The 21,110-nt window shown below is 67.4% G+C and carries 21 protein-coding genes and 1 tRNA gene; 13 read left to right on the top strand and 9 right to left on the bottom strand.

Going from position 1 to position 21,110, the window contains the following annotated elements; all coding sequences use genetic code 11:
- Nucleotides 1-170 precede the first annotated feature (170 nt).
- Complete coding sequence (locus ACV22V_RS23695; RefSeq protein WP_059527468.1) at nt 171-896, top strand: response regulator; 726 nt, start codon at nt 171-173, stop codon at nt 894-896.
- Nucleotides 880-2,196, top strand: a complete 1,317-nt coding sequence (locus ACV22V_RS23700) for an ATP-binding protein (RefSeq protein ID WP_059527465.1) — start codon at nt 880-882, stop codon at nt 2,194-2,196. Before ACV22V_RS23695 ends, ACV22V_RS23700 begins: the two co-directional genes overlap by 17 nt.
- Before the next feature lie 40 nt (nt 2,197-2,236).
- Here the strand turns inward: ACV22V_RS23700 and ACV22V_RS23705 are convergent, their stop codons facing one another.
- A complete protein-coding gene (locus ACV22V_RS23705) occupies nt 2,237-2,503 on the bottom strand; it encodes a double-stranded DNA-specific endonuclease (protein ID WP_006398649.1) in 267 nt (88 codons plus the stop codon).
- Nucleotides 2,504-3,008: 505 nt separating this feature from the next.
- Between ACV22V_RS23705 and ACV22V_RS23710 the strand changes: the two genes are divergently transcribed.
- Together ACV22V_RS23710 and ACV22V_RS23715 are read left to right on the top strand one after the other, a co-directional pair.
- The gene (locus ACV22V_RS23710; protein ID WP_059692265.1) at nt 3,009-4,766 is read left to right on the top strand and encodes an ABC transporter permease; all 1,758 of its coding nucleotides are present in this window, start codon (nt 3,009-3,011) and stop codon (nt 4,764-4,766) included.
- 22 nt (nt 4,767-4,788) lie between these two features.
- Nucleotides 4,789-6,126 (top strand): ABC transporter ATP-binding protein, encoded by a 1,338-nt coding sequence (locus ACV22V_RS23715; protein WP_059468207.1) that lies wholly within the window; start codon nt 4,789-4,791, stop codon nt 6,124-6,126.
- Nucleotides 6,127-6,196: 70 nt separating this feature from the next.
- On the opposite strand, the gene ACV22V_RS23720 is transcribed toward ACV22V_RS23715, so the two are convergent.
- Both ACV22V_RS23720 and ACV22V_RS23725 read right to left on the bottom strand, forming a co-directional pair.
- Complete coding sequence (locus ACV22V_RS23720) at nt 6,197-6,691, bottom strand: hypothetical protein (protein ID WP_059527457.1); 495 nt, start codon at nt 6,689-6,691, stop codon at nt 6,197-6,199.
- Nucleotides 6,688-7,278: a hypothetical protein gene (locus tag ACV22V_RS23725; RefSeq protein ID WP_257140722.1), complete on the bottom strand. Its 591-nt coding sequence runs from the start codon at nt 7,276-7,278 to the stop codon at nt 6,688-6,690. The genes ACV22V_RS23720 and ACV22V_RS23725 overlap by 4 nt, the downstream gene beginning before the upstream one ends.
- Before the next feature lie 248 nt (nt 7,279-7,526).
- On the opposite strand from ACV22V_RS23725, the gene ACV22V_RS23730 reads away from it, so the two are divergent.
- From ACV22V_RS23730 to ACV22V_RS23740, 3 genes are all read left to right on the top strand, one after another.
- The gene (locus tag ACV22V_RS23730; RefSeq protein ID WP_059527452.1) at nt 7,527-7,712 is read left to right on the top strand and encodes a hypothetical protein; all 186 of its coding nucleotides are present in this window, start codon (nt 7,527-7,529) and stop codon (nt 7,710-7,712) included.
- A gap of 150 nt (nt 7,713-7,862) precedes the next feature.
- On the top strand, nt 7,863-9,284 hold the full coding sequence (otsA, locus tag ACV22V_RS23735; RefSeq protein ID WP_223962544.1) for an alpha,alpha-trehalose-phosphate synthase (UDP-forming): 1,422 nt from the start codon (nt 7,863-7,865) through the stop codon (nt 9,282-9,284).
- Nucleotides 9,277-9,855 carry an AAA family ATPase gene (locus ACV22V_RS23740; protein ID WP_059527446.1) on the top strand — a complete coding sequence of 193 codons (579 nt, stop codon included), beginning with the start codon at nt 9,277-9,279 and terminating at the stop codon, nt 9,853-9,855. Before otsA ends, ACV22V_RS23740 begins: the two co-directional genes overlap by 8 nt.
- Before the next feature lie 25 nt (nt 9,856-9,880).
- Here ACV22V_RS23740 and ACV22V_RS23745 read toward each other — a convergent pair whose 3' ends face one another.
- Nucleotides 9,881-11,248 carry an MFS transporter gene (locus tag ACV22V_RS23745; RefSeq protein WP_448015713.1) on the bottom strand — a complete coding sequence of 456 codons (1,368 nt, stop codon included), beginning with the start codon at nt 11,246-11,248 and terminating at the stop codon, nt 9,881-9,883.
- A 183-nt stretch (nt 11,249-11,431) separates the two neighbouring features.
- A complete protein-coding gene (locus tag ACV22V_RS23750) occupies nt 11,432-11,812 on the bottom strand; it encodes a DUF5594 family protein (protein WP_448015714.1) in 381 nt (126 codons plus the stop codon).
- 117 nt (nt 11,813-11,929) lie between these two features.
- On the opposite strand from ACV22V_RS23750, the gene ACV22V_RS23755 reads away from it, so the two are divergent.
- Nucleotides 11,930-12,331: a hypothetical protein gene (locus ACV22V_RS23755; RefSeq protein ID WP_059689438.1), complete on the top strand. Its 402-nt coding sequence runs from the start codon at nt 11,930-11,932 to the stop codon at nt 12,329-12,331.
- Nucleotides 12,332-12,514: 183 nt separating this feature from the next.
- Here the strand turns inward: ACV22V_RS23755 and ACV22V_RS23760 are convergent, their stop codons facing one another.
- Nucleotides 12,515-12,892 (bottom strand): hypothetical protein, encoded by a 378-nt coding sequence (locus ACV22V_RS23760; RefSeq protein WP_059527437.1) that lies wholly within the window; start codon nt 12,890-12,892, stop codon nt 12,515-12,517.
- Between the two features lie 143 nt (nt 12,893-13,035).
- Between ACV22V_RS23760 and eco the strand changes: the two genes are divergently transcribed.
- Nucleotides 13,036-13,539, top strand: a complete 504-nt coding sequence (eco, locus tag ACV22V_RS23765) for a serine protease inhibitor ecotin (RefSeq protein ID WP_448015715.1) — start codon at nt 13,036-13,038, stop codon at nt 13,537-13,539.
- Between the two features lie 84 nt (nt 13,540-13,623).
- On the opposite strand, the gene ACV22V_RS23770 is transcribed toward eco, so the two are convergent.
- Complete coding sequence (locus tag ACV22V_RS23770; RefSeq protein ID WP_448015716.1) at nt 13,624-13,851, bottom strand: hypothetical protein; 228 nt, start codon at nt 13,849-13,851, stop codon at nt 13,624-13,626.
- Nucleotides 13,852-14,435: 584 nt separating this feature from the next.
- Between ACV22V_RS23770 and ACV22V_RS23775 the strand changes: the two genes are divergently transcribed.
- Entirely contained in the window at nt 14,436-15,554 is a 1,119-nt protein-coding gene (locus tag ACV22V_RS23775; RefSeq protein WP_448015736.1) for a right-handed parallel beta-helix repeat-containing protein, read from the top strand.
- Nucleotides 15,555-15,715: 161 nt separating this feature from the next.
- Here the strand turns inward: ACV22V_RS23775 and ACV22V_RS23780 are convergent.
- Together ACV22V_RS23780 and ACV22V_RS23785 are read right to left on the bottom strand one after the other, a co-directional pair.
- Nucleotides 15,716-15,790 (bottom strand) — tRNA-Arg (locus ACV22V_RS23780).
- Between the two features lie 147 nt (nt 15,791-15,937).
- A complete protein-coding gene (locus ACV22V_RS23785; RefSeq protein ID WP_006478164.1) occupies nt 15,938-16,120 on the bottom strand; it encodes a rubredoxin in 183 nt (60 codons plus the stop codon).
- 197 nt (nt 16,121-16,317) lie between these two features.
- Between ACV22V_RS23785 and ACV22V_RS23790 the strand changes: the two genes are divergently transcribed.
- From ACV22V_RS23790 to ACV22V_RS23800, 3 genes are all read left to right on the top strand, one after another.
- On the top strand, nt 16,318-16,722 hold the full coding sequence (locus ACV22V_RS23790; protein ID WP_059528288.1) for a DUF4399 domain-containing protein: 405 nt from the start codon (nt 16,318-16,320) through the stop codon (nt 16,720-16,722).
- 229 nt (nt 16,723-16,951) lie between these two features.
- Complete coding sequence (locus tag ACV22V_RS23795) at nt 16,952-18,901, top strand: ATP-binding cassette domain-containing protein (RefSeq protein WP_059689435.1); 1,950 nt, start codon at nt 16,952-16,954, stop codon at nt 18,899-18,901.
- Nucleotides 18,902-19,124: 223 nt separating this feature from the next.
- Nucleotides 19,125-21,107, top strand: a complete 1,983-nt coding sequence (locus ACV22V_RS23800) for a DNA topoisomerase IV subunit B (RefSeq protein ID WP_059527399.1) — start codon at nt 19,125-19,127, stop codon at nt 21,105-21,107.
- Nucleotides 21,108-21,110 lie beyond the last annotated feature (3 nt).

Consider the following 21,110-nt stretch of genomic DNA (forward strand, 5'->3'; position numbering starts at 1 on the left):
GTGCCGCATCCGGTAAGACGCAGGTTAGCGGCGCGTGTCCCGGCGGGTGTTACGCGGGGTGGCTGCCGGGTTACGGTGCATTACAGTTCCCTTGCGCCGTAACCCGCAGTAACCCTTTCGTTCCTTTGTTTCGTTCTTCGACTCCGCACTCGCGCGGTAAACTTCGAGCCATGACTACCCAGATCCTCATCGTCGACGACGACCAAGAACTCCGTGACCTGCTGCGCGACTATCTCGTGCGCCAGGGGATGGAAGTGTCCGTGCTGCACGACGCGGCGACGCTCGAGAAGCGTCTCGAGCGCGAGCGGCCCGACCTGATCGTGCTGGACCTGATGATGCCGGGCGTGGACGGCCTGACCGCGCTGCGCCAGCTGCGCGCGGCCGGCGACGACATCCCCGTGATCATGCTGACGGCGCGCGCGGACGACGTCGACCGCATCGTCGGGCTCGAACTCGGCGCGGACGACTACCTCGGCAAGCCGTTCAACCCGCGCGAGCTGCTCGCGCGCGTGCAGGCGGTGCTGCGCCGCCGCCGGGCGACGCCGTCGGCGGCGGCGCCCGAGCAGCGCGAGCCGTTCGCGTTCGGCCGTTTCGTGCTCGACTTCCAGGCGCGCACGCTGGCGGTCGACGGCAAGCCGGCAACGCTGTCGAGCAGCGAATTCGCGCTGCTGAAGATCTTCGTGAACCACGCGCTGCGCACGCTCACGCGCGAGCGGTTGCTCGAGCTGCTGCACGGGCCCGAGTACGACGGCACCGACCGCGGCATCGACGTCCAGGTGTGGCGCCTGCGCCGTATCCTGGAAACGGATCCGTCGACGCCGCGCTTCATCCAGACGGTGCGCGGGCGCGGCTACGTGTTCGTGCCCGACGGCGAGGCCCATGCGCAAACCCATTGATTCACTGTTCGGACGGCTGGCGCTGCTGGTCGTCGGCGTGCTGCTCCTGTCGCACTTCGCGTGGTTCTTCGCGATGCGCCTCGAGCGCAGCCAGATGCAGACGCGTTACGCGGTCGAGGAGGCCGCCTTCCTCGTCGATGCCGTGCGCCAGCACGTCGAGCGCACGCCCGACCAGCCGCTGCCGTCGCGGGTGCGGCTGGTGTCGCCGGACAGTCCGGACGTGCCGACGAGCGCAGGCTCGAACCTGCCGGCGCCGCTCAAGCGTTTTCGCGACGACGTGAGCGAGCGCATGCCGGCTGGCACCCTGGTCGAGATCGGCGCGCCGGGCCACCCGCCGGTGCTGTGGGTCAAGGAGCCGACCGACCGCAACTGGATCGTGGTGCCGGTGCAGCCGCTGCGCCCGCCGCGCTCGCTCGACCGGATGCTGCTGTGGCTCGGCACGATCTTCTCGGCAGGCGTGATCGCCGCGCTGTTCGCGGCCTGGCAGTTGCAGCAGCCACTGCGTTCGCTGGCGCGCGCCGTCGCGCGCTTCGGCCGCGGCCAGCCGGTGCCGCCGCTGCGCGAGCGCGGCCCGCGCGAGCTGCGCCAGCTCACGCATGGCTTCAATCAGATGGTGGAACAGGTGTCGCAGGCCGAGAGCGATCGCGCGGTGATGCTGGCTGGCGTCGCGCACGATCTGCGCACGCCGCTCGCGCGGATGCGCCTGCGGGCGGAAATGATGGACGACGCGCGGCTGCGCGACGGCGTGGTGCGCGATGTCGACTCGATGTCGCACATCGTCGACCAGTTCCTCGTGTTCGCGCACGGCGGGGCGGACCGCAGCGAGCCCGTACCGGTCGACCAGACCTGCGAGCGGATCGCGCGCAGCTATCGCGCGGTCGCACCGAACGCGCCGGCAGTCCAGACGCATCTGGCCGCCGACGAAGGTTTCCGCCTGCCGACCGCGACACTTGACCGGATCCTGTCGAACCTGCTGGACAATGCGCATGCGTACGGCGCGCCACCCGTGCTCATCGAGACGTTGCGTACGCCGACGGGTTACGTGTTGTCGGTCAGCGACAGCGGCGGCGGGATCGCGCCGCGCGACCTGGCGGCCGCGACACGGCCGTTCGTGCGGCTCGACCCCGCGCGCGGCGGCAATGGCCACAGCGGGCTCGGGCTCGCGATCGTCGAGCGGCTGGTGCTGAGGCTGGGCGGGGCGTGCGAGATCGGCAATCGTCCCGAGGGCGGCCTGCGCGTGGCGATGACGTTCCCGTTCGACGTGGTGCCGAAGGACGAACTGCACGCCCAGGCCGCGTAAGCGGCGGATGCGGCGCCTGCCGGGCAGGCGCCGCGCGGCATCATTCGCCGAACAGCGTGCCGAGCGTCTCGGCGGCGTTGCTGTCGATGGTGTTGTAGGTCACGCTCGTGGCCTCGAAGATATAGACGGTCGTATAGCGGCCAAGGCGCTCCAGAATCTCGTCCTGCAGCGATTCCGGCACGACGTTCATGTTCAGATACCATGCCGTCGACGACAGCCGCGTCTGGAACGACCCATATTCCTGCATCAGCTCGTAGAACGCATCGGCATCCTGATCGCGGCAGACGATCACCAAGTTTCCTGCCATTCCCTTCCTCCCGCTGGTCGGTCGATCCCTGGCGGCTGTGGTCGACACCGACGCCAGGGGCTAGCCCCGATCATACCTGCTTCGCCGCAATCGTCCGATGACGTCCGGCATGGTTTGCGTCCGCATGCGGCTGGCGGGTTCCCGGCCGGCCCGGATCACGGCATAATTCGGGGCCTGCATGCCGGCCGGAGGACTGCGGCCGGGCTGCTCCGCATCGCACGCCTGCTGTTCGCCCGCGTGCCGGGCACGATCCGTGCGCCGTCCGCGCGTCGCATGGCGCCGCGCCGGCCCCGGACGGTTGAACCTGAAATACAGGTTGGTGTAGTGTCGTGCCGTCGCGGCCCGACTCGCCGCGCCGGGGGCGCAGCGTGCACGCACGGCGCCTCGCGCCGGCGTCAGATCGTGAATCAATCGAATTACCGCGTCGAATTACCGCGCCCGTGCGCTTTGCCATGAATCAACATCGTCTGCCGGCTTCGTTCGGCCTTACCGGGGAGGGCGCCTGATGGACGTCGGATTCTTCAATCCGAACCGGACCGCCAACGCGTCCGCGTGGCGCGTTCTGCCGAACCGGTGGGACTTCATCGCGTTCCCGCTGATCATCTGCCTGATCGCGATGGCGGTCGTCGGCTTTCATGAAACGATGGCGCCGATCGGGACCCTTCAAACCCAGAAGATCTCGCTCGATCCGTCGAACCTGCCCGAATACGCGTTGCGCACCACGCTGCGGATGCTCGCCGCGATGGTCGCGTCGCTTGCGTTTACGCTGGTCTACGGCACGCTCGCCGCGAAAAGCCGCCGCGCCGGCATGGTGCTGATCCCGATCCTCGACATCCTGCAGTCGGTGCCGGTGCTCGGCTTCATCTCGTTTACGGTCACGTTCTTCCTCGCGCTGTTCCCGAGCCGCGTGCTCGGCGCCGAACTGGCCGCGATCTTCGCGATCTTCACGAGCCAGGCGTGGAACATGACGTTCAGCTTCTACCAGTCGCTGCGCACGGTGCCGCGCGATCTGGACGAAGTGTCGCGCGGCTTCCACCTGACGTCGTGGCAGCGCTTCTGGAAGCTCGAGGTGCCGTTCTCGATGCCGGGGCTGATCTGGAACATGATGATGTCGATGTCGGGCGGCTGGTTCTTCGTCGTCGCGTCGGAGGCCATCACCGTCGGCAACCAGACCATCACGCTGCCCGGGATCGGCGCGTATCTCGCGCAGGCGATCTCGGACAAGAACCTCGGCGCGATCGGCTGGGTGATCCTGACGATGACGGTGGTGATCCTGGCCTATGACCAGTTCCTGTTCCGCCCGCTGATCGCGTGGGCCGACAAGTTCCGGATGGAGAACACCGCGTCGGGCGACGCGCCGCAATCCTGGCTGCTCGACCTCGTGCGCCGTACGCGCCTGATCCATCAACTGCTCGTGCCGGCCGGCTGGTTCTTCGCGAAGGCCGCGCGGATTCCGCTGCGTCTGCCGGTGTCGGGCGCGATGCGCTTCACGCTGCCCAAGGTCGAGAAGAAGGCGTCGCGCACGGTCGACATCGCGTGGGCGGTGCTCGTGCTGCTCGGCACGGCCTATATCGTGTGGCGTGTCGTCAGCTTCGTGTCGACCGGCGTGACGATGGCCGAAGTCGGCCACGTGATCGTGCTTGGGCTCATCACGCTGCTGCGCGTGGTCGTGCTGATCTCGATCGCGTCCGTGATCTGGGTGCCTGTCGGCGTGTGGGTCGGGCTGCGCCCGAAACTCGCCGAGAAGCTGCAGCCGCTCGCGCAGTTCCTCGCCGCGTTCCCGGCAAACCTGTTGTTCCCGGTGTTCGTGATCGTGATCGCGCGCTTCCACCTGAACGCCGACATCTGGCTGTCGCCGCTGATCGTGCTCGGCACGCAGTGGTATATCCTGTTCAACGTGATCGCGGGCGCGACGTCCTATCCGAACGACTATCGCGAAGCCGCGACGAACTTCCGGATCCGCGGCTGGCAGTGGTGGCGCCAGGCGATCCTGCCCGGCATCTTCCCGTACTACGTGACCGGCGCGATCACCGCATCGGGCGGCGCGTGGAACGCGAGCATCGTGTCGGAAGCGGTGCAGTGGGGCACGACCCGGATCGAGGCGCACGGCCTCGGCGCCTATATCGCGCAGACCACCGCCGCCGGCGACTTTCCGAAGATCATCCTGGGCATCGCCGTGATGTCCCTGTTCGTTACCCTGTTCAACCGCCTGCTGTGGCGCCCGCTGTATGCCTTCGCCGAAGCGAAGCTGCGGCTCGACTGAGACCGATTGAGAGCGAAACGCGATGCACAATCCGAATGCTGTAAACGCCCCCGTCCAGACGTCCCAGCCGCCGCGCCTCGGTGAGGAAATCCTGCGCGTCGATCACGTCTGCCGCGGCTTCAACAAGACGCAGGGCGAACTGCTCGTGCTCGACGACGCGAACCTGTCGCTGCGCGAAGGCGAGATCGTCGGGCTGCTCGGCCGTTCGGGCTCGGGCAAGTCCACGCTGCTGCGGATCATCGCCGGGCTGATCGAGCCGACCGGCGGTGAAGTGACCTACCTCGGCAAGCCGCTGACCGGCCCGGCCGAAGGCGTCGCGATGGTGTTCCAGACCTTCGCGCTGTTTCCGTGGCTGACCGTGCTGCAGAACGTGGAAGCCGGGCTGGAAGCGCTCGGCGTTGGCGCGCGCGAGCGGCGCGAACGCGCGCTCGCCGCGATCGACCTGATCGGTCTCGACGGCTTCGAGAACGCCTACCCGCGCGAGTTGTCGGGCGGCATGCGTCAGCGCGTGGGCTTCGCGCGTGCGCTCGTCGTCGACCCGACGATCCTGCTGATGGACGAGCCGTTCTCGGCGCTCGACGTGCTGACGGCCGAAACGCTGCGCACCGACCTGCTCGACCTGTGGACGCAAGGCCGCATGCCGATCAAGTCGGTGCTGATCGTCACGCACAACATCGAGGAAGCGGTGTTCATGTGCGACCGGATTCTCGTGCTGTCGTCGAACCCGGGCCGGGTGATCGCCGAGATCAAGGTGCCGTTCAAGCATCCGCGCAATCGCCTCGACCCGGCCTTCCGCAAGCTCGTCGACGACATCTACGCAAAGATGACCGCACGCCAAACCGGCGAGGCGACGAAGAAGGGGCTCGAGCTCGGAAGCTGGCTGCCGCAGGTGTCGACCAACCTGATGGCCGGCCTGATCGAGACGCTCGCGATGGCGCCGTACCACGGCCGTGCCGACATGCCGGAAATCGCGCGCACGCTGCATCTGGAGGTCGACGACCTGTTCCCGATCGCAGAAGTGCTGCAATACCTCGGCTTCGCCGACGTGCGCGAAGGTGACGTGTTCCTGACGCCGCCGGGGCGCGTGTTCGCGGAATTCGGCACGCAGGAGCGCAAGCTGATGTTTGCGGATCACCTGCTGAAGCACGTGCCGCTCGCCGCGCGGATCAAGAAGGTATTGAACGAGCGCCCTGGCCATCGCGCGCCGCGCGTGCGCTTCGAGCAGGAGCTGGAGGATTTCCTGTCGGACGGCGCGGCCGAGGAAACCCTCGACGCGGTGATCGACTGGGGCCGTTACGGCGAGATCTTCTCGTACAACGACCAGACCGAAATCTTCAGTCTCGAGGACGTCGAGTCCTGAGCCATCGCGCCGGGCCGCAGGGCCCGGCATTCGTATGCGCCGCGCGTGTCGGGCGCCGCGCATCGCCTCGTTACTGCAGGTTGCCCCAGCGGTCGACGGCCGGTTCGGCCGACGCCCACTTCCAGTGCGTGCCTTGCTGGCACGCATTCGCGAAATACCAGTCGGCCTTGTCGCCGTCCTTCACCGAGAACGCGAATTCCTTGCACAGCGCGAGTGCCGTCGAGTACGCACGCGTGACGCGCACCTCGCCTTCGCCGTTTTCGAGCGGCAGCGTGTTCTTCACCTTCCACGGCTTCACTTCGCCGACGGCCAGGCTGCCCGCCGCCTTCGCGATCGCGTCCTGCTGATTCTGATGAAGCTGCTTCATCGTGCGGTTGACGGCCTCGTCGGTCGCCGCCTGCACGGCGATCCCGACACCGACGCCCACGGCCGGGTTCGCGGTGACGAGGCCCGTCGCCGCGCCGGCGAGCGCGCCGCTCGCCGCGCCGACCGAGCCGCAGCCCGACAGCGCGGCGCTGGCCGCGCACAGCGCGCCGATCGCCGCGATACGGATCGCGACGCTCATTGCAGCGCGCCCCAGCGTTCGGTCGCGGGTTCCGCCGACGCCCATTTCCACACGGGGCCGTCGCGGCAGATCGTGGCGACGTAGAACGCCGATTCGGCGGCCTTGTCGGCCTTCGCGGGCGTGTCGACCGCGAACACGATTTCCTTGCAGTCGAGCGGGCCGATGCTGATCATCCGGCTGACCGTCACGCGGCCCTGTTCGTCGTCCTCGATCGGGAACGAGTGGTGGGTCGTCCACGGCGCGACGCCGCCGACGTCGAGCGGGCCGGCCGCTTTCGCGATCTGCTCCTGCGTGTAGCGGTGCGCGACCCGCTGCGTGTACTGGACGCCCGCACGCGCGCCGGCGACGGCGCCGAGGCCGATACCCGTCGCGACGGCGGCGTTGCTGGTGACCTTGGAGGCAATCGCGGCGCCCGCGATACCGGCGCCGGCAGTCGCGCCTTCGCTGTACAGCGAGTTGCAGCCGGACAGCAGTGCGGCCGTGGCGATCGCGGCCAGCACGATGCGCGCCGGCATGGCCCGACGCGGCGGTTCGAAACGAATGTTCATCCCTGAGTGCAAGTCCTGTCTGGGTGAGCGGCGGCGCATGCGCGCCCCATGCCGCGTCATTGTTTCGCAATTGTCATAGGAAAATTGCAAAGCTTTGACAAATCGGCGGGCGACGGCTCGCGCGCGTACGCGCGGCGCTATTGTCGGACAGTTGGCTGAGCGGGGGTCGAAACGTTACAAATTGAAGGCAATTGTTACCGTGCCATGCGAGCAAGGCACCTAGACTGTTTTGTTATGGAATGTTTCTACGACGGCCCCGAGCCGCGTTGCATATGAGACACCCAGCCATGCGCCGTTCGAAACGGTTTTCTCCCCGGCCGCCCGATGCGGGTGCCGAGCGCCCGCGTCCGCAGACCGACGCGCCGGCCGGCGCGCCCGACGAGACGCCGTCCGACGGCGATCACAACCAGGGCGGCGCACGCCCGGAAGGGCTCGACTATCAACGCGACCTCGGCCAGGAGCAGGACGCCTGATGCCGTCGCCGTTGCATTCCGCCGCCGCATTTCATTGCGCTCTTTGTTGCATCGCTCACATCTGAATCGCCGCGCGACCGCCTTCGGGCCGTCGCGTTTGCCTTGGCGCGCGCCGCGCGTCATCCAATCGAATCGAGGAGGGGAAGCCGCATGAGCAGATTGATCGTGGTATCGAACCGTGTCGCCGCCGGCGAGGACACGCGCCCGAGCGCAGGCGGCCTCGCGGTCGGCGTGATGGACGCGCTGAAGGAAACCGGCGGCGTGTGGTTCGGCTGGAACGGCGAGATCGTCGGTACGCCCGACGCCGCACCCGCGATCCAGCGGGACGGCAACGTCACGTATGCGACGCTCGGGCTGACCCGGCGCGATTACGATCAGTACTACCGCGGCTTCTCGAACGCGACGCTGTGGCCGGTGTTCCACTACCGCGGCGATCTCGCGCGCTTCGACCGGCAGGAGTATGCCGGCTATTTGCGCGTGAACGCGATGCTCGCGAAGCAGCTCGCCGCGCTGCTGCGGCCCGACGACCTGATCTGGGTGCACGACTATCACCTGCTGCCGTTCGCGCATTGCCTGCGCGAACTCGGCGTGAAGAACCCGATCGGCTTCTTCCTGCACATCCCGTTTCCGTCGCCCGACATGCTGCGCGTCGTGCCGCCGCACGAGGAACTCGTGAAGTTCATGTGCGCGTACGACATCGCGGGTTTCCAGACCGATGCCGACAAGCAGGCATTCACCGACTACATCGAGCGGCGCGGCATCGGCGCGGCGAGCGACGACGGGATGCTGCATGCGCACGGCCGCGTCGTGAAGGTCGCCGCCTATCCGATCGGCGTGCATCCGGATGCGATCGCCGAGGCGGCTGTTCAGTACGGCTCGCGCAAGCCGGTGAAGATGCTGCGCGATGCGCTCGCCGGCCGCAAGCTCGTGATGAGCGTCGACCGGCTCGACTATTCGAAGGGGCTCGTCGAACGCTTCCAGTCGTTCGAGCGGATGCTCGCCAACGCGCCGGGCTGGCAGGGGCGCGTGTCGCTCGTGCAGATCGCGCCGCCGACGCGCTCCGACGTTCAGACCTACCAGCGCATTCGCGAAACGCTCGAAGGCGAGGCCGGCCGCATCAACGGCCGCTTCTCGCAGCTCGACTGGACGCCGATCCAGTACCTGAACCGCAAGTACGAGCGCAATCTGCTGATGGCGTTCTTCCGGATGTCGCAGGTCGGCTATGTGACGCCGTTGCGCGACGGGATGAATCTCGTCGCGAAGGAATACGTCGCGTCGCAGGATCCGGCCGATCCGGGCGTGCTCGTGCTGTCGGAGTTCGCGGGCGCGGCGGCCGAGCTGACCGGCGCGCTGCTCGTCAATCCTTACGACCTGTCGCAGATGGCCGACGCGCTCGAGCGCGCGCTGTCGATGCCGCTCGCCGAGCGGCAGGCGCGTCACGAAGAGAACCTCGCGCGCCTGCGCGAGAACAACCTGTCGGTCTGGCGCGATACGTTCGTCGCCGACCTGCGCAGCGTCGCGGCGGCCGCGTCGGTCACGCAGCGCGCGGGCCGGCGAGCCGTGCATGTCTGAGCGCATGGAGGAGGGCGGCGCGGAGGCGGCGTCCGCTCGCTTCTTCGTCGTCACGGGCGGCCCCGGCTCCGGTAAGAGCACGCTGCTCGATGCGCTCGAGCGCTGCGGTTTCGCGCGCTCGCACGAGGCCGGGCGAGGTGTGATCCGCGACCAGATGGCGATCGACGGTCCGGCGCTGCCCTGGCGCGACCGGGCCGCGTTTGCCGAGCAGATGCTGAACTGGGAGATGCGTTCGTATCATCTCGCACGAGGCGCGCGCGGACCCGTGTTCTTCGACCGCGGCGTGCCGGACGTGATCGGCTACTTGCGTCTGACGGGCCTCGCGGTGCCCGCGCATGCGGAGGCTGCGGCGCGGCGCTTCCGTTATCACCGGCGCGTGTTCATCGCGCCGCCGTGGCCCGACATCTACACGCGGGACACCGAGCGCCGGCAGGATTTTGCCGAGGCAGTGCGCACCTACGACGCGATGGTCGATTGCTATACGGCCTACGGGTATCGGCTGATCGAGCTGCCGTGCGTGAGCGTGAAGGCGCGCGTGCGCTTCGTGATGGACGCCCTCGACGCCGCGTGACGGGCGGGCGCCGCGCGCGGCGGCGTCAGGTCGTCGCGTCGGAGCGCGGCGATGCGATGCGCAGCATGCTGACCACCGCGGCGAGCGCCGCGAACACCGTGGCGACATAGAGCGCGATCGTCGGCCCGCGGTCGGGCGCCAGCCCGAAAATCAGTGCGACGAGCGCGGCCCCGAGCGTCTGGCCCGTCAGGCGTGCCGTGCTCAGCATCCCGCCCGCGCCGCCGCTGCGCTCGCGCGGCGCCGACGACAACATCGCGCGATTGTTCGGCGACTGGAACAACCCGAAACCTGCGCCGCACAGTGCCATCCGCCACACGATGTCGACGGTGCCCGGATGCGCGCCGATCGTCGCGAGCGACAGCAGCCCGGCCGCGAACAGCGCGAGCCCGATTCCGCCGAGGATGCCGGCCGAGTAGCGATCCGACAGCACGCCGGCAAGTGGCGCGGCGAATACGATCACGAGCGGCCACGGCGTCATGTAGAGGCCGGTTTCGACCTGCGAGAATCCGAGCGAATGCTGCAGCCAGAACGGCAGCGCGACGAACGCGAGCATCTGCGACGTGAACGACGCAACCGACGTGCAGATCGACAGCGCGAACATCGGGATGCGCATCAGGTCGACCGGCAGCAGCGGTGCCGGCTGCGACAGCTGCCGTTTCACGAAGAAGTAGCCGACGGCGCACGCGATCGCCAGTTCGCCTGCGACGTACGCGTGGCTTTCGCCGTGACCGAGCCCGTCGACGGCCATGATGAGCAGGCCGAACACGCACGCGTTCATCAGCGCGCTCGGGAAGTCGTACGGCGCGTCGTGCAGCGGGTTGGCCGGCAGCGCCCGGAGGCTGCCGAACACCGCGGCGATGCCGATCGGCACGTTGACCGCGAACAGCCAGGGCCACGACGCGACCGACAGGATCGCCGATGCGACCGTCGGGCCGATCGCCGACGACAGCGCGACCACCATCGCGTTGATCGACAGCCCGCGCCCGAGCATCGACGACGGGTAGATCATCCGCACGAGCGCGGCGTTTACGCTCATGATGCCGGCTGCACCGAAGCCCTGTATCACGCGCATCACGGCGAGCACGGGCAGCGAGCCGGCGAGCGCGCAGCCGAGCGACGCCGCGGTGAAGAGCGCAAGCCCGGCGATGTAGATGCGGCGATAGCCGACGCGTTCGCCGAGCGACGCGAGCGGCAGCAGCGTGATCGTGACCGCGAGCTGGTACGCGTTGACGATCCAGATCGACGCGGCATCGGACGCGTGCAGGTCGCGCGCGATCGTCGGCAGCGCGACGTTCGCGATGGCGCCGTCGAGCACGGCGAGCGTGATGCCCAGTGCGACGCAGACGATTGCCCAGTAGCGTTGCGGAAGCGGCAGGCCGGTATCGGCGTTCATGACGGGAGCAAAGGCGTGATTGTCCGCGTGCCCGGATGCCGGTTGCGTGCGCAACCATGCTCGCGGGTGGCGGCGGTGAACGGTCCGGTCAGCCTGGCGGCGCCGGAGCGGGACCGGTCGAGTGTATCACCGGACCGTTTCGCGCGACGCCGCCAGCGTCCGGCCGGCGGCCGGGGCGTGCGCTCAGCCTTCGAAGTCGAGGCCGCCGAGCCGCACGAGCGGGTCGGCCTGCGTGCGCGACGCGAGATCGATGTCGCGCGCGCCCTGCCATGCGCTCAGTTTCCTCGGCAGCGCGCTCAGGTAGTACTCGAATCGCGCGGGCCCGTCGGGTGCCATCAGTCGTTCGATCTCGTCGGTGTCCCAGGTCAGCTCGAGGTTCAGCGGATGCGCGAAGCCGCTCACGTGCTCGTGCGGCGCGCTGCGGATCTGCACGCGCGTCGGTTGCCCGTGCCCGCCGTATGGGACGACGCCGGTCAGCACGTGGTCGGCGAAGTAGGCGGCGATCGCCTGCGCAATGCGCGGCGCGAATTCGGTATCGAAACGGCGGGCGGTTTCGGGCTGCATGAAGGCGTCTCCTGTGTGCCGAAAATCGTAGCACGACGGTGCCGCATTTCGGTGTGCGTGATACGCGTAATGGCGCGTTACCACTTGCTGCATCTATTACGGCCGTGCGCAGCCACAATGCATCGCATCAAGTACCACTTCGCGTGGGAGTCCATCATGAAAAGAATTGCCGCAGTGTGTGTCCTCGCCGGTTCGCTCGCCGTGGCGGGCCCGGCGTCCGCGCATGGCCGCGACGGGGGCGCCATCATCGGCGCACTGATCGGCGGCGCGGTGCTCGGCGCGATCGTGACGTCGGCGATGAATCCGCCCGTCGCGTACCAGGCGCCGGTGTATCAGGCACCGGCCTATCAGCCGCCGACGTACTACCAGGCACCGGCTTACCAGCAGCCGGCTTATCCGACCTATCAGCAGGCGCAGTACCAGGACGACGGCCCGGACTACTGCTACGACCGCTATCAGCGCCCGTACGTGTGCGGCGCGCCGGTGTCGGGCGGCTATGCGCGGCCGGCCGGGTGGTAAGCGGGCACGCGTCTGACGAGTGGGCAGGCTCGGTGCTGCATCGCCGGCGTTGCCGGACTCCCGGCAGGGCGGACGACAAAAGGCCCTCGCAGTGATGCGAGGGCCTTCATGTTTTGGCGGTCGTCTATCGGTTCGTTTCGGTCTCGTGTGAACCGTGTGCGGATACAAACGGTTGCAATTGCGTCAGTGGCGATGGCCGCCGCCGTTGCCTTGGCCGTTCCCGCCGCCGTCATTCCAGTCGGCGCGACGTCCGTCGCCGCGGCCCCAGCCGCCATGACGGGCGCGCTCGCCGCGGTCGCGGTCCCAGCCGCCGCGGTCACGATTCCAGCCGTCGCGTCCGCGATCCCAGCCGCGGCGGTCGCGGTCCCAGTCGCGCCCGCCGCCACCGCCCCAGATGTTGACCGTGCCGTACACGGGCGATGGTGCGTAGGCCGGGCCGTACGCATAGCCCGGATCGGAATAGTAGGTCGGTCCGTAGCCGTATCCGTATCCGGCGTCCGGCCCGACGACGCACCCGGCCAGCAGCGTGGCGACGCCGGCGGCGGCAATGAGCTTGAGCATGATGATCTCCGTTGGTTCCCCTATAAGTACCGCGCGCGGGGATTGCCGGCTGTTTGCAATTGTGTCGTCAAATTACAGCCTCGTAAGGTCGTGCGACGAAAGTGTTAGCATCGGGGCCTATTTTGTTTATCAGGAGCACATCGATGAAATTCGCGATCCGGGCCGTCCTGGCCGCCTTTTGCGTGACGACCGCTGCCGCCGCCTGCGCGGCCGGGCCCGCATCGGCGCCCGCCGTGTCGGCAGAATCGATCAAGATGTTCCCGCAGCCGGCGACTGGCCAGCAGCGCGCGGTGATCGCGCTGCCCGCGCTCGAGAACGAAGGCGACGCGCGCGTCGAGCTGATGATCGGCAAGACGCTGCAGACCGACTGCAACCAGCAATGGTTCGGCGGCGAGCTGACCGCCGAGGACGTGAAGGGCTGGGGCTATACGTATTACCGGCTGACCGACGTGAAGGGGCCGGCATCGACGCTGATGGCCTGCCCCGGCCAGGCGCCGCAGCAGCGCTTCGTGCAGGTGCGCGGTGACGGCCAGCTGCTGCGCTACAACAGCCGCCTGCCGCTCGTCGTATACGTACCGGACGGTTTCGACGTGCGCTACCGCGTGTGGCATGCGTCGAAGGACGTGCAGCACGCCGTCACGCAGTAACGCACCGACCGGCGCGGTCATGCGGGGGCGCTTGCCGCTGCATGACCGCGCGGTCTTGCGGGTTTCTCTCCGGAGCCCGTTACGCTATCCGCCGCTCGCGTCCGCGAGCGCCGGCCATGCGGCCAGCGCGGTTTGCGCGGCCACCTCCAGATCGCGACGGCTCGCGCCGTAGCGCGTCTGAATCGACATCCCTTGTTGCAGCGTCTCGTAGAAGCGCCCGATCGCATCGAGGTTCGCGTGCGCGGCGAGCTCGCCGGTTACCACGTCTTCGCCAAGGCGCGCGCGTAACGCGGCGACCGTCTGCTCGCGCATCGCGATCAGCGTGTGCCGGTCGCGCTTGCGACATCGGCGGCATTAGCCGTGCAGATCAGCGCCGAAAACATGGCCAGGGCCGTGAGTGTTCGAATCATGGTCGAGGTCCGTGTGCAGATGAAGGTTCGGGATTCTACGTAATCTCCGGTACATGTCGACTGCGCTCGGTCAGGGTGCGATCGCGTGTCGCATGCCGTCGTGATGACGTTGCGATGAATGGAAGAGGATAACGAAATATTTCACAGGTGAAATGTGGAATTCATTTACAAAGTGATCAAGCGTACTTACGATGACGCCAATTTGGGCTAGCGGAACTTCGTATGCGTACAGTCGATCGGGCGACGTTTGCCGCGCTCTGCCTTTGTCTTGCCGCATGTGGCGGCGGTGACGACAACGCTGCCGCAGGCACGCAGACCGTTGCGGGCACATCGACATCGTCCATCGCACCTGCCGGTGCTGCATCCGGCGCATCGGCTTCATCGACGAATTCCGGCAGCCCTGTGTCGACCGCCGGGGCGACCGGTACGGCGTCCGGTGCGACGCGTCAGCCCTCCAATGGCACCACGCCCGTTCCCGTCGCCGATGTGACGGTCTTCCCGGCCGCCGACGGCAGCGACCAGGCCGACGCGTTGCAGAAGGCATTCGACAGCCTGCGCGCCGGCCAACGCCTGGTCATCGCACCAGGACGCTACGTCGTCGGGCATTCGCTTGCCGTGACGGCGCCCCAGGCAGTGATTTCCGGATACGGCGCGACGCTGGCCGCCACGAATCCGGCCGACCAGACGATCGTGATGCGCGGTGCCGGTTCGACGCTCGTCGGCGTGACGCTGGCCGGCACCGGCACGACGCGCCTCACGACGCCCGAGTCGACGAAAGTCGAGGTGACGGGCTCGGACGTCCAGGTGCTCGGCGTGACGATCCAGGGTGGAGCGAGCGCCGGGATCTTCGTGTTCGGCGGCAACGGTATCGCGATCGTGGGCAATAGCGTGCGGGCGACGCTGGCCGACGGCATCCATACGACTTACGGTTCGGCCAACGTGCTGGTGCAGAACAATACGGTGGCCGGCACCGGCGACGATCTGATCGCCGTGGTCAGCTATCTCGGCGACGGTCGCCTGAGCAGCAACGTGCTGATCGACCATAACGCGGTGTCGGGCAACGCGTGGGGGCGCGGCATCACCGTCGTCGGCGGGCAGGCGGTAACGATCTCGAACAATACGGTCGACGGCGTCGAGAAGGCGGCGGGGATTCTGGTCGCGCAGGAAGACAGCTGGAAAACCTACGGGTCTTCGAACGTCGTCATCAAGGGCAATACCGTGACCAACATCCAGAACGCGAACGTGAACAACGGGCTGCAGCCGACGCAGCAGGCCGCGATCGAGCTGGATACGTGGTCGGGAACCGTGTCGGATGTCACGGTGGCGGACAACCGCGTGTCGGGCTCCGGCTATGCGGGTTTCCGGGCGTACGGGAACGTCTGTTCGTTCAGTGTGACGGGCAACACGTTCTCGTCGATTGCCGGCTTGCCGGTCTGGTTGTTGACGAATGGTTGCGCGGCGAACCAGATCGTCGTCGATGCGAATCGGCTCGGGGACGGCAGTCTGCTGGTGCTGCCGGCCGGGGCGTCGCCGACGGGGACGTTTGCCGTGACGGGCGTGAATGCGAGTCTGATGCCGCAGGTCAGGACGGGGTTGATGCAGTGACGGGGCGGTGAGGCCGGAAGGCGGGTGGGCGTCGTGGCAAAGCCCGATGGAGGTGGTTGCGGCCGAGCAGCGACTAGGTGGGCACGTGCACGACCCAGCGCCCGGATGCAGCAAATGCGGGCGACGCGGGTTTGGAACAGGGCGGAAAATCGGGAAATTGCTGGTCCCCCCGACAGGAATCGAACCTGTATCTAGCGCTTAGGAGGCGCTTGTTCTATCCATTGAACTACGGGGAGAGCCATGTCCGCAGTTTCACGCACAGAAGACGCGAACGGGACGGCGATGTGGACAGCGCGCAGAGTATAGCAAACGCGCGGCGCATCGGCGGACGGAATGCGTGCCGATGCGCGCCGCGCGCGCTCGATCGTGTCCGGAAGCCCGAATCAGAAATCGACGACGACGAAATCTTCCTTGCCCACGTCGCACAGCGGGCAGCGCCAGTCGGCGGGAATGTCGGCGAAACGGGTGCCGGCGGGGATGCCCTCGTCGGGCAGGCCTTCCGCTTCGTTGTAGACCCACCCGCAAATCAGGCAGACCCAGCTCTGGTATTCGGTTACTTCGCTCATGTGGTGCTCGGAATGATGGAAATCTGTGATGCCGTCCGCGGCGTGGCCGGCGGACGAAAGGCGCAATGGTACCGGAATTTCGCCGAACGCCTCTGCAACGTCGTTTTAAACGTGCGCATCGCGAACAACGGACGTCATCGCGCGGGCCGCGCACGCAGTGTATGCTTCGTGAGCCTTTCAATCTGAAGGAGGAAACGATGCTCAACAAGAAGTGGATCGCGGGTGCGGTATGTGTCGCGGCGCTGGCCGTGTCGACGCTCGCGCGCGCCGAGGCGCGCGTGTTCTTCGTCGAGCCGAAGGACGGCGCGACGGTGTCGAGCCCCGTGCACGTGAAGTTCGGCCTCGAAGGCATGGGGCTCAAGCCGGCCGGCGACATGACGCCGGATACGGGCCATCATCACCTGCTGATCGACGGCAAACCGGTGCCGAAGGGCGACGTGATCCCCGCGACGGACCATTCGCTGCACTTCGGCAAGGGCCAGACCGAAACCGACGTGACGCTGCCGCCCGGCCAGCACACGCTGACGCTGCAGCTCGGCGACGGCGCGCACCGCTCGTACGGTCCCGAACTGAGCTCGACGATCTCGGTCAACGTGAAGTAATCGCACCGCCCGCATGCGCGCACCCGGCCGGGAAGCTGCGGCCGGATGCCCGCCGCGCGGGCTGCGCAACATCGCCGCGTCGCGTGCCGGCCCCGTCCGCCGGGCGCGCCGTCATGCCGCCGCGGCACGAAATGAACCGCGCACCGGCCTAGTCCGTCCGGCCATCCCGGCGCAGGCGTCCGCCACCGGTACAATGGGCGCTTCCGATTTCTCTCTTCGCCGTCTCCCCATGTCGCTTTATTCCATTACCGGCGCGCAACTCGCGTTCGGTCACGTCGCGTTGCTCGATCACGCGGATTTCTCGCTGGAGGCCGGCGAGCGCGTCGGCCTGATCGGTCGCAACGGCGCGGGCAAGTCGTCGCTGCTGAAGATCGTCGCCGGGCTGGCGAAGCCCGACGACGGGCTGATCACGCGCCAGCAGGAGCTCGTGACCGTCTACGTGCCGCAGGAGCCCGAATTCGAACCGGGCGCGACCGTGTTCGATGCCGTCGCGTCGGGGCTCACGCACACGCGCGAAGTGCTCGAAGAATACGATTCGATCGCGCACCGCCTCGCGGAGACGCCCGAAGGCGCCGAGCACGACGCGTTGCTCGCGCGGATGAACGCGCTGCAGTCGTCGCTCGATGCCCACGATGCATGGAACTGGCGTACGCGCGTGTCGATGACGCTCGCGCAGATCGGCCTGACGGACGGCGACGCGCAGGTCGACGCGCTGTCGGGCGGGATGCAGAAGCGTGTCGCGCTGGCGCGCGCGCTCGTGCTCCAGCCCGACGTGCTGCTGCTCGACGAACCGACCAACCACCTCGACTTCGACGGCATCCGCTGGCTGGAAGAACTGCTCGTCGCGCAGCGCGCGGGCCTGCTGTTCATCACCCACGATCGCGCGTTCCTCGACCGCGTCGCGACGCGCATCGTCGAGCTCGACCGCGGCCGGCTGCTGTCGTATCCGGGCAACTTCTCCGCGTATCAGACGCGCAAGGCGCAGCAGCTCGAAGTCGAGCGCGTGGAAAACGAGAAGTTCGACAAGCTGCTCGCGCAGGAAGAAGTGTGGATCCGCAAGGGCGTCGAGGCGCGCCGCACGCGCAGCGTCGGGCGCATCGCGCGGCTCGTGCAGATGCGCAACGAGCGCGCGGAGCGCCGCAATTCGCAGGGCAACGTGAAGCTCGACGTCGCGCAGGGCGAGAAGTCGGGCAAGATCGTCGCGGAGTTGACGGACGTGACGAAGCGCTACGGCGATCGCACCGTCGTCGATACCTTCTCGACGACGGTCATGCGCGGCGACAAGATCGGTTTCGTCGGCCCGAACGGCGCCGGCAAGACCACGCTGCTCAAGCTGATCCTCGGCGAACTGAAGCCCGACGCGGGCACGGTGCGCACCGGCACGAACCTGCAGGTCGCCTATTTCGACCAGATGCGCGCGCAGCTCGACCAGGAAAAGAGCCTGGCCGACACGATCAGCCCCGGTAGCGAATGGGTCGAGATCGGCGGCGTGCGCAAGCACGTGATGAGCTATCTCGGCGACTTCCTGTTCGCGCCGGAGCGCGCACGCTCGCCGGTGAAGTCGCTGTCGGGCGGTGAGCGCAACCGGCTGCTGCTCGCGCGCCTGTTCGCGCGGCCGGCCAACGTGCTGGTGCTCGACGAACCGACCAACGACCTCGACATCCCGACGCTCGAACTGCTCGAAGAGCTGCTGGCCGACTACGACGGCACGGTGCTGCTGGTCAGCCACGATCGCGCGTTCCTCGACAACGTCGTCACGTCGGTGATCGCGGCCGAGGGCGACGGCAAGTGGCGCGAATACGTCGGCGGCTTCACCGACTGGCAGATCCAGAGCGAGCGTTCGCAGCAACTCGCGCAGCAGGAGGCGGCGAAGCGCGCGGTGAAGGAGGCGGCGCCGGTCAAGGAAGACGCGGCGAAAAGCGCGGCCGGCCGCAACGCACAGCGCACGGTGAAGCTGTCGTTCAACGAGCAGCGCGAACTCGATGCACTGCCGGAGAAGATCGCGGCGCTCGAGGAAGAGCAGAAGACGATCAACGCGCAGCTGGAGGACGGTTCGATCTTCGCGAAGGATCCGCAGGAAGGCACGCGCCTGACCGAACGGTTCGCGGCGATCGACGACGAGCTCCTCGCCGCGCTCGAACGGTGGGAGACGCTCGAGGCAAAGCGCAAGCCGGTCTGACGCCCCGTGCGCCGTGTAATTGAACTTGCGACGGCGCGCCACGCGGAACCAGTAAAATACCGCGCGTCCCGGGCAGCGCAGCGAACGCCGCGCGCCCGCTTTCGGAGCAGTCCAAGCACACCGTTGTTTCGATTCGCTTTTTTACGGAACTCAACGTTTTGTCCACGACGTTATCCACACGAGGTGTGGACAACGTCCCGATGAATGACGAAATTCAGCGCCTATGTCAACAAAGAAGCCCAGCGCGGCCTATAGCGAAGCATCGATCAAGGTGCTCAAGGGTCTCGAGCCGGTCAAGCAGCGGCCCGGCATGTACACCCGTACCGAAAATCCGCTGCACATCATTCAGGAAGTCATCGACAACGCGTCTGACGAGGCGCTCGGCGGCTACGGCAAGCAGATCACGGTCACGCTGCATGCCGACCAGTCGGTGTCGGTCGAGGACGACGGCCGCGGCATCCCGTTCGGGATGCACCCCGAAGAGGGCGTGCCGGTCGTCGAGATCGTGTTCACGCGCCTGCACGCGGGCGGCAAGTTCGACAAGGCCGCCGGCGGCGCGTACACGTTCTCGGGCGGCCTGCACGGCGTCGGCGTGTCGGTGACGAACGCGCTCGCGACGCGTCTCGACGTGACGGTCTGGCGCGACGGCAAGATCGCCGAGCTCGGCTTCGCCGAAGGCGACGTCGTGAAGCCGCTCGCGACGCAAGGCGCGGGCCGCGGCGAGAAGAAGTCCGGCACGCGCGTGCAGGTCTGGCCGAATCCGAAGTATTTCGATTCGCCGAACCTTCCGCTCGGCGAGCTGCAGCGTCTGCTGCGCTCGAAGGCCGTGCTGCTGCCGGGCGTCGAGGTGGTGCTCGTCAACGAGAAGACCGGCGAGCGCCAGGCGTGGAAGTACGAGGACGGCCTGCGCGGCTACCTGCTCGACGAGATGAACGGCAGCGAGCTGCTGATTCCGCTGTTCGAAGGCGAGCGCTTCGCCGATGCGCGTTCGACCGACGAAACCTTCGCCGAAGGGGAAGGCGCGTCGTGGGTCGTCGCCTGGAGCGAGGAAGGATCGCTCGTGCGCGAGTCGTACGTGAACCTGATCCCGACGCCGGCCGGCGGCACGCACGAGTCGGGCCTGCGCGACGGTCTCTACCAGGCGGTCAAGAGCTTCGTCGAACTGCACAACCTGCAGCCGAAGGGCGTGAAGCTGCTCGCGGAAGACGTGTTCGCGCGCGTGTCGTTCGTGCTGTCCGCGAAGGTGCTCGATCCGCAGTTCCAGGGGCAGATCAAGGAGCGTCTGAACAGCCGCGACGCGGTGAAGCTCGTATCGTCGTTCTCGCGTCCGGCGCTCGAATTGTGGCTGAATCAGCACGTCGAGCACGGCAAGAAGCTCGCCGAACTGGTGATCAAGCAGGCGCAGGCGCGCACGCGCGCCGGCCAGAAGGTCGAGAAGCGCAAGAGCTCGGGCGTCGCGGTGCTGCCGGGCAAGCTGACCGACTGCGAGACGGAAGATATCGCGCGCAACGAACTGTTCCTCGTCGAGGGCGACTCGGCGGGCGGTTCCGCGAAGATGGGCCGCGACAAGGAATACCAGGCGATCCTGCCGCTGCGCGGCAAGGTGCTGAACACATGGGAAACCGAGCGTGACCGCCTGTTCGCGAACAACGAGGTGCACGACATCTCGGTCGCGATCGGCGTCGATCCGCACAGCCCCGACGACACCGTCGACCTGTCGAACCTGCGCTACGGCAAGATCTGCATCCTGTCGGACGCGGACGTCGACGGCTCGCACATCCAGGTGCTGCTGCTCACGCTGTTCTTCAAGCATTTCCCGCAGCTGATCGAGCGCGGTCACGTGCATGTCGCGCGGCCGCCGCTGTTCCGCGTCGATGCGCCCGCGCGCGGCAAGAAGCCCGCGCAGAAGCTCTATGCGCTCGACGAAGGCGAACTCGAGGCGACGCTCGACAAGCTGCGCAAGGACGGCGTGCGCGAAACGCAATGGAGCATCAGCCGCTTCAAGGGTCTCGGCGAAATGAGCGCGGAGCAGTTGTGGGACACGACGATGAACCCCGACACGCGCCGCCTGATGCCGGTGAAGCTCGGCGAACTCGACTACGAGGCGACCGTCGCGCGGATGACCATGCTGATGGGCAAGGGCGAGGCAGCCGCGCGACGCGGCTGGCTCGAGGAAAAGGGCAACGACGTCGAAGCGGACATCTAAACC

This window comes from Burkholderia sp. AW33-5 (genome assembly GCF_053427615.1).

Bases quoted from the DNA above. Each gene is read 5' to 3' on its own strand.
- ACV22V_RS23695 (WP_059527468.1), top strand. From the start codon at position 171: ATGACTACCCAGATCCTCATCGTCGACGACGACCAAGAACTCCGTGAC.
- ACV22V_RS23700 (WP_059527465.1), top strand. From the start codon at position 880: ATGCGCAAACCCATTGATTCACTGTTCGGACGGCTGGCGCTGCTGGTC.
- ACV22V_RS23705 (WP_006398649.1), bottom strand. From the start codon at position 2,503: ATGGCAGGAAACTTGGTGATCGTCTGCCGCGATCAGGATGCCGATGCG.
- ACV22V_RS23710 (WP_059692265.1), top strand. From the start codon at position 3,009: ATGGACGTCGGATTCTTCAATCCGAACCGGACCGCCAACGCGTCCGCG.
- ACV22V_RS23715 (WP_059468207.1), top strand. From the start codon at position 4,789: ATGCACAATCCGAATGCTGTAAACGCCCCCGTCCAGACGTCCCAGCCG.
- ACV22V_RS23720 (WP_059527457.1), bottom strand. From the start codon at position 6,691: ATGAGCGTCGCGATCCGTATCGCGGCGATCGGCGCGCTGTGCGCGGCC.
- ACV22V_RS23725 (WP_257140722.1), bottom strand. From the start codon at position 7,278: ATGCGCCGCCGCTCACCCAGACAGGACTTGCACTCAGGGATGAACATT.
- ACV22V_RS23730 (WP_059527452.1), top strand. From the start codon at position 7,527: ATGCGCCGTTCGAAACGGTTTTCTCCCCGGCCGCCCGATGCGGGTGCC.
- otsA (WP_223962544.1), top strand. From the start codon at position 7,863: ATGAGCAGATTGATCGTGGTATCGAACCGTGTCGCCGCCGGCGAGGAC.
- ACV22V_RS23740 (WP_059527446.1), top strand. From the start codon at position 9,277: ATGTCTGAGCGCATGGAGGAGGGCGGCGCGGAGGCGGCGTCCGCTCGC.
- ACV22V_RS23745 (WP_448015713.1), bottom strand. From the start codon at position 11,248: ATGAACGCCGATACCGGCCTGCCGCTTCCGCAACGCTACTGGGCAATC.
- ACV22V_RS23750 (WP_448015714.1), bottom strand. From the start codon at position 11,812: ATGCAGCCCGAAACCGCCCGCCGTTTCGATACCGAATTCGCGCCGCGC.
- ACV22V_RS23755 (WP_059689438.1), top strand. From the start codon at position 11,930: ATGCATCGCATCAAGTACCACTTCGCGTGGGAGTCCATCATGAAAAGA.
- ACV22V_RS23760 (WP_059527437.1), bottom strand. From the start codon at position 12,892: ATGCTCAAGCTCATTGCCGCCGCCGGCGTCGCCACGCTGCTGGCCGGG.
- eco (WP_448015715.1), top strand. From the start codon at position 13,036: ATGAAATTCGCGATCCGGGCCGTCCTGGCCGCCTTTTGCGTGACGACC.
- ACV22V_RS23770 (WP_448015716.1), bottom strand. From the start codon at position 13,851: ATGCGCGAGCAGACGGTCGCCGCGTTACGCGCGCGCCTTGGCGAAGAC.
- ACV22V_RS23785 (WP_006478164.1), bottom strand. From the start codon at position 16,120: ATGAGCGAAGTAACCGAATACCAGAGCTGGGTCTGCCTGATTTGCGGG.
- ACV22V_RS23790 (WP_059528288.1), top strand. From the start codon at position 16,318: ATGCTCAACAAGAAGTGGATCGCGGGTGCGGTATGTGTCGCGGCGCTG.
- ACV22V_RS23795 (WP_059689435.1), top strand. From the start codon at position 16,952: ATGTCGCTTTATTCCATTACCGGCGCGCAACTCGCGTTCGGTCACGTC.
- ACV22V_RS23800 (WP_059527399.1), top strand. From the start codon at position 19,125: ATGTCAACAAAGAAGCCCAGCGCGGCCTATAGCGAAGCATCGATCAAG.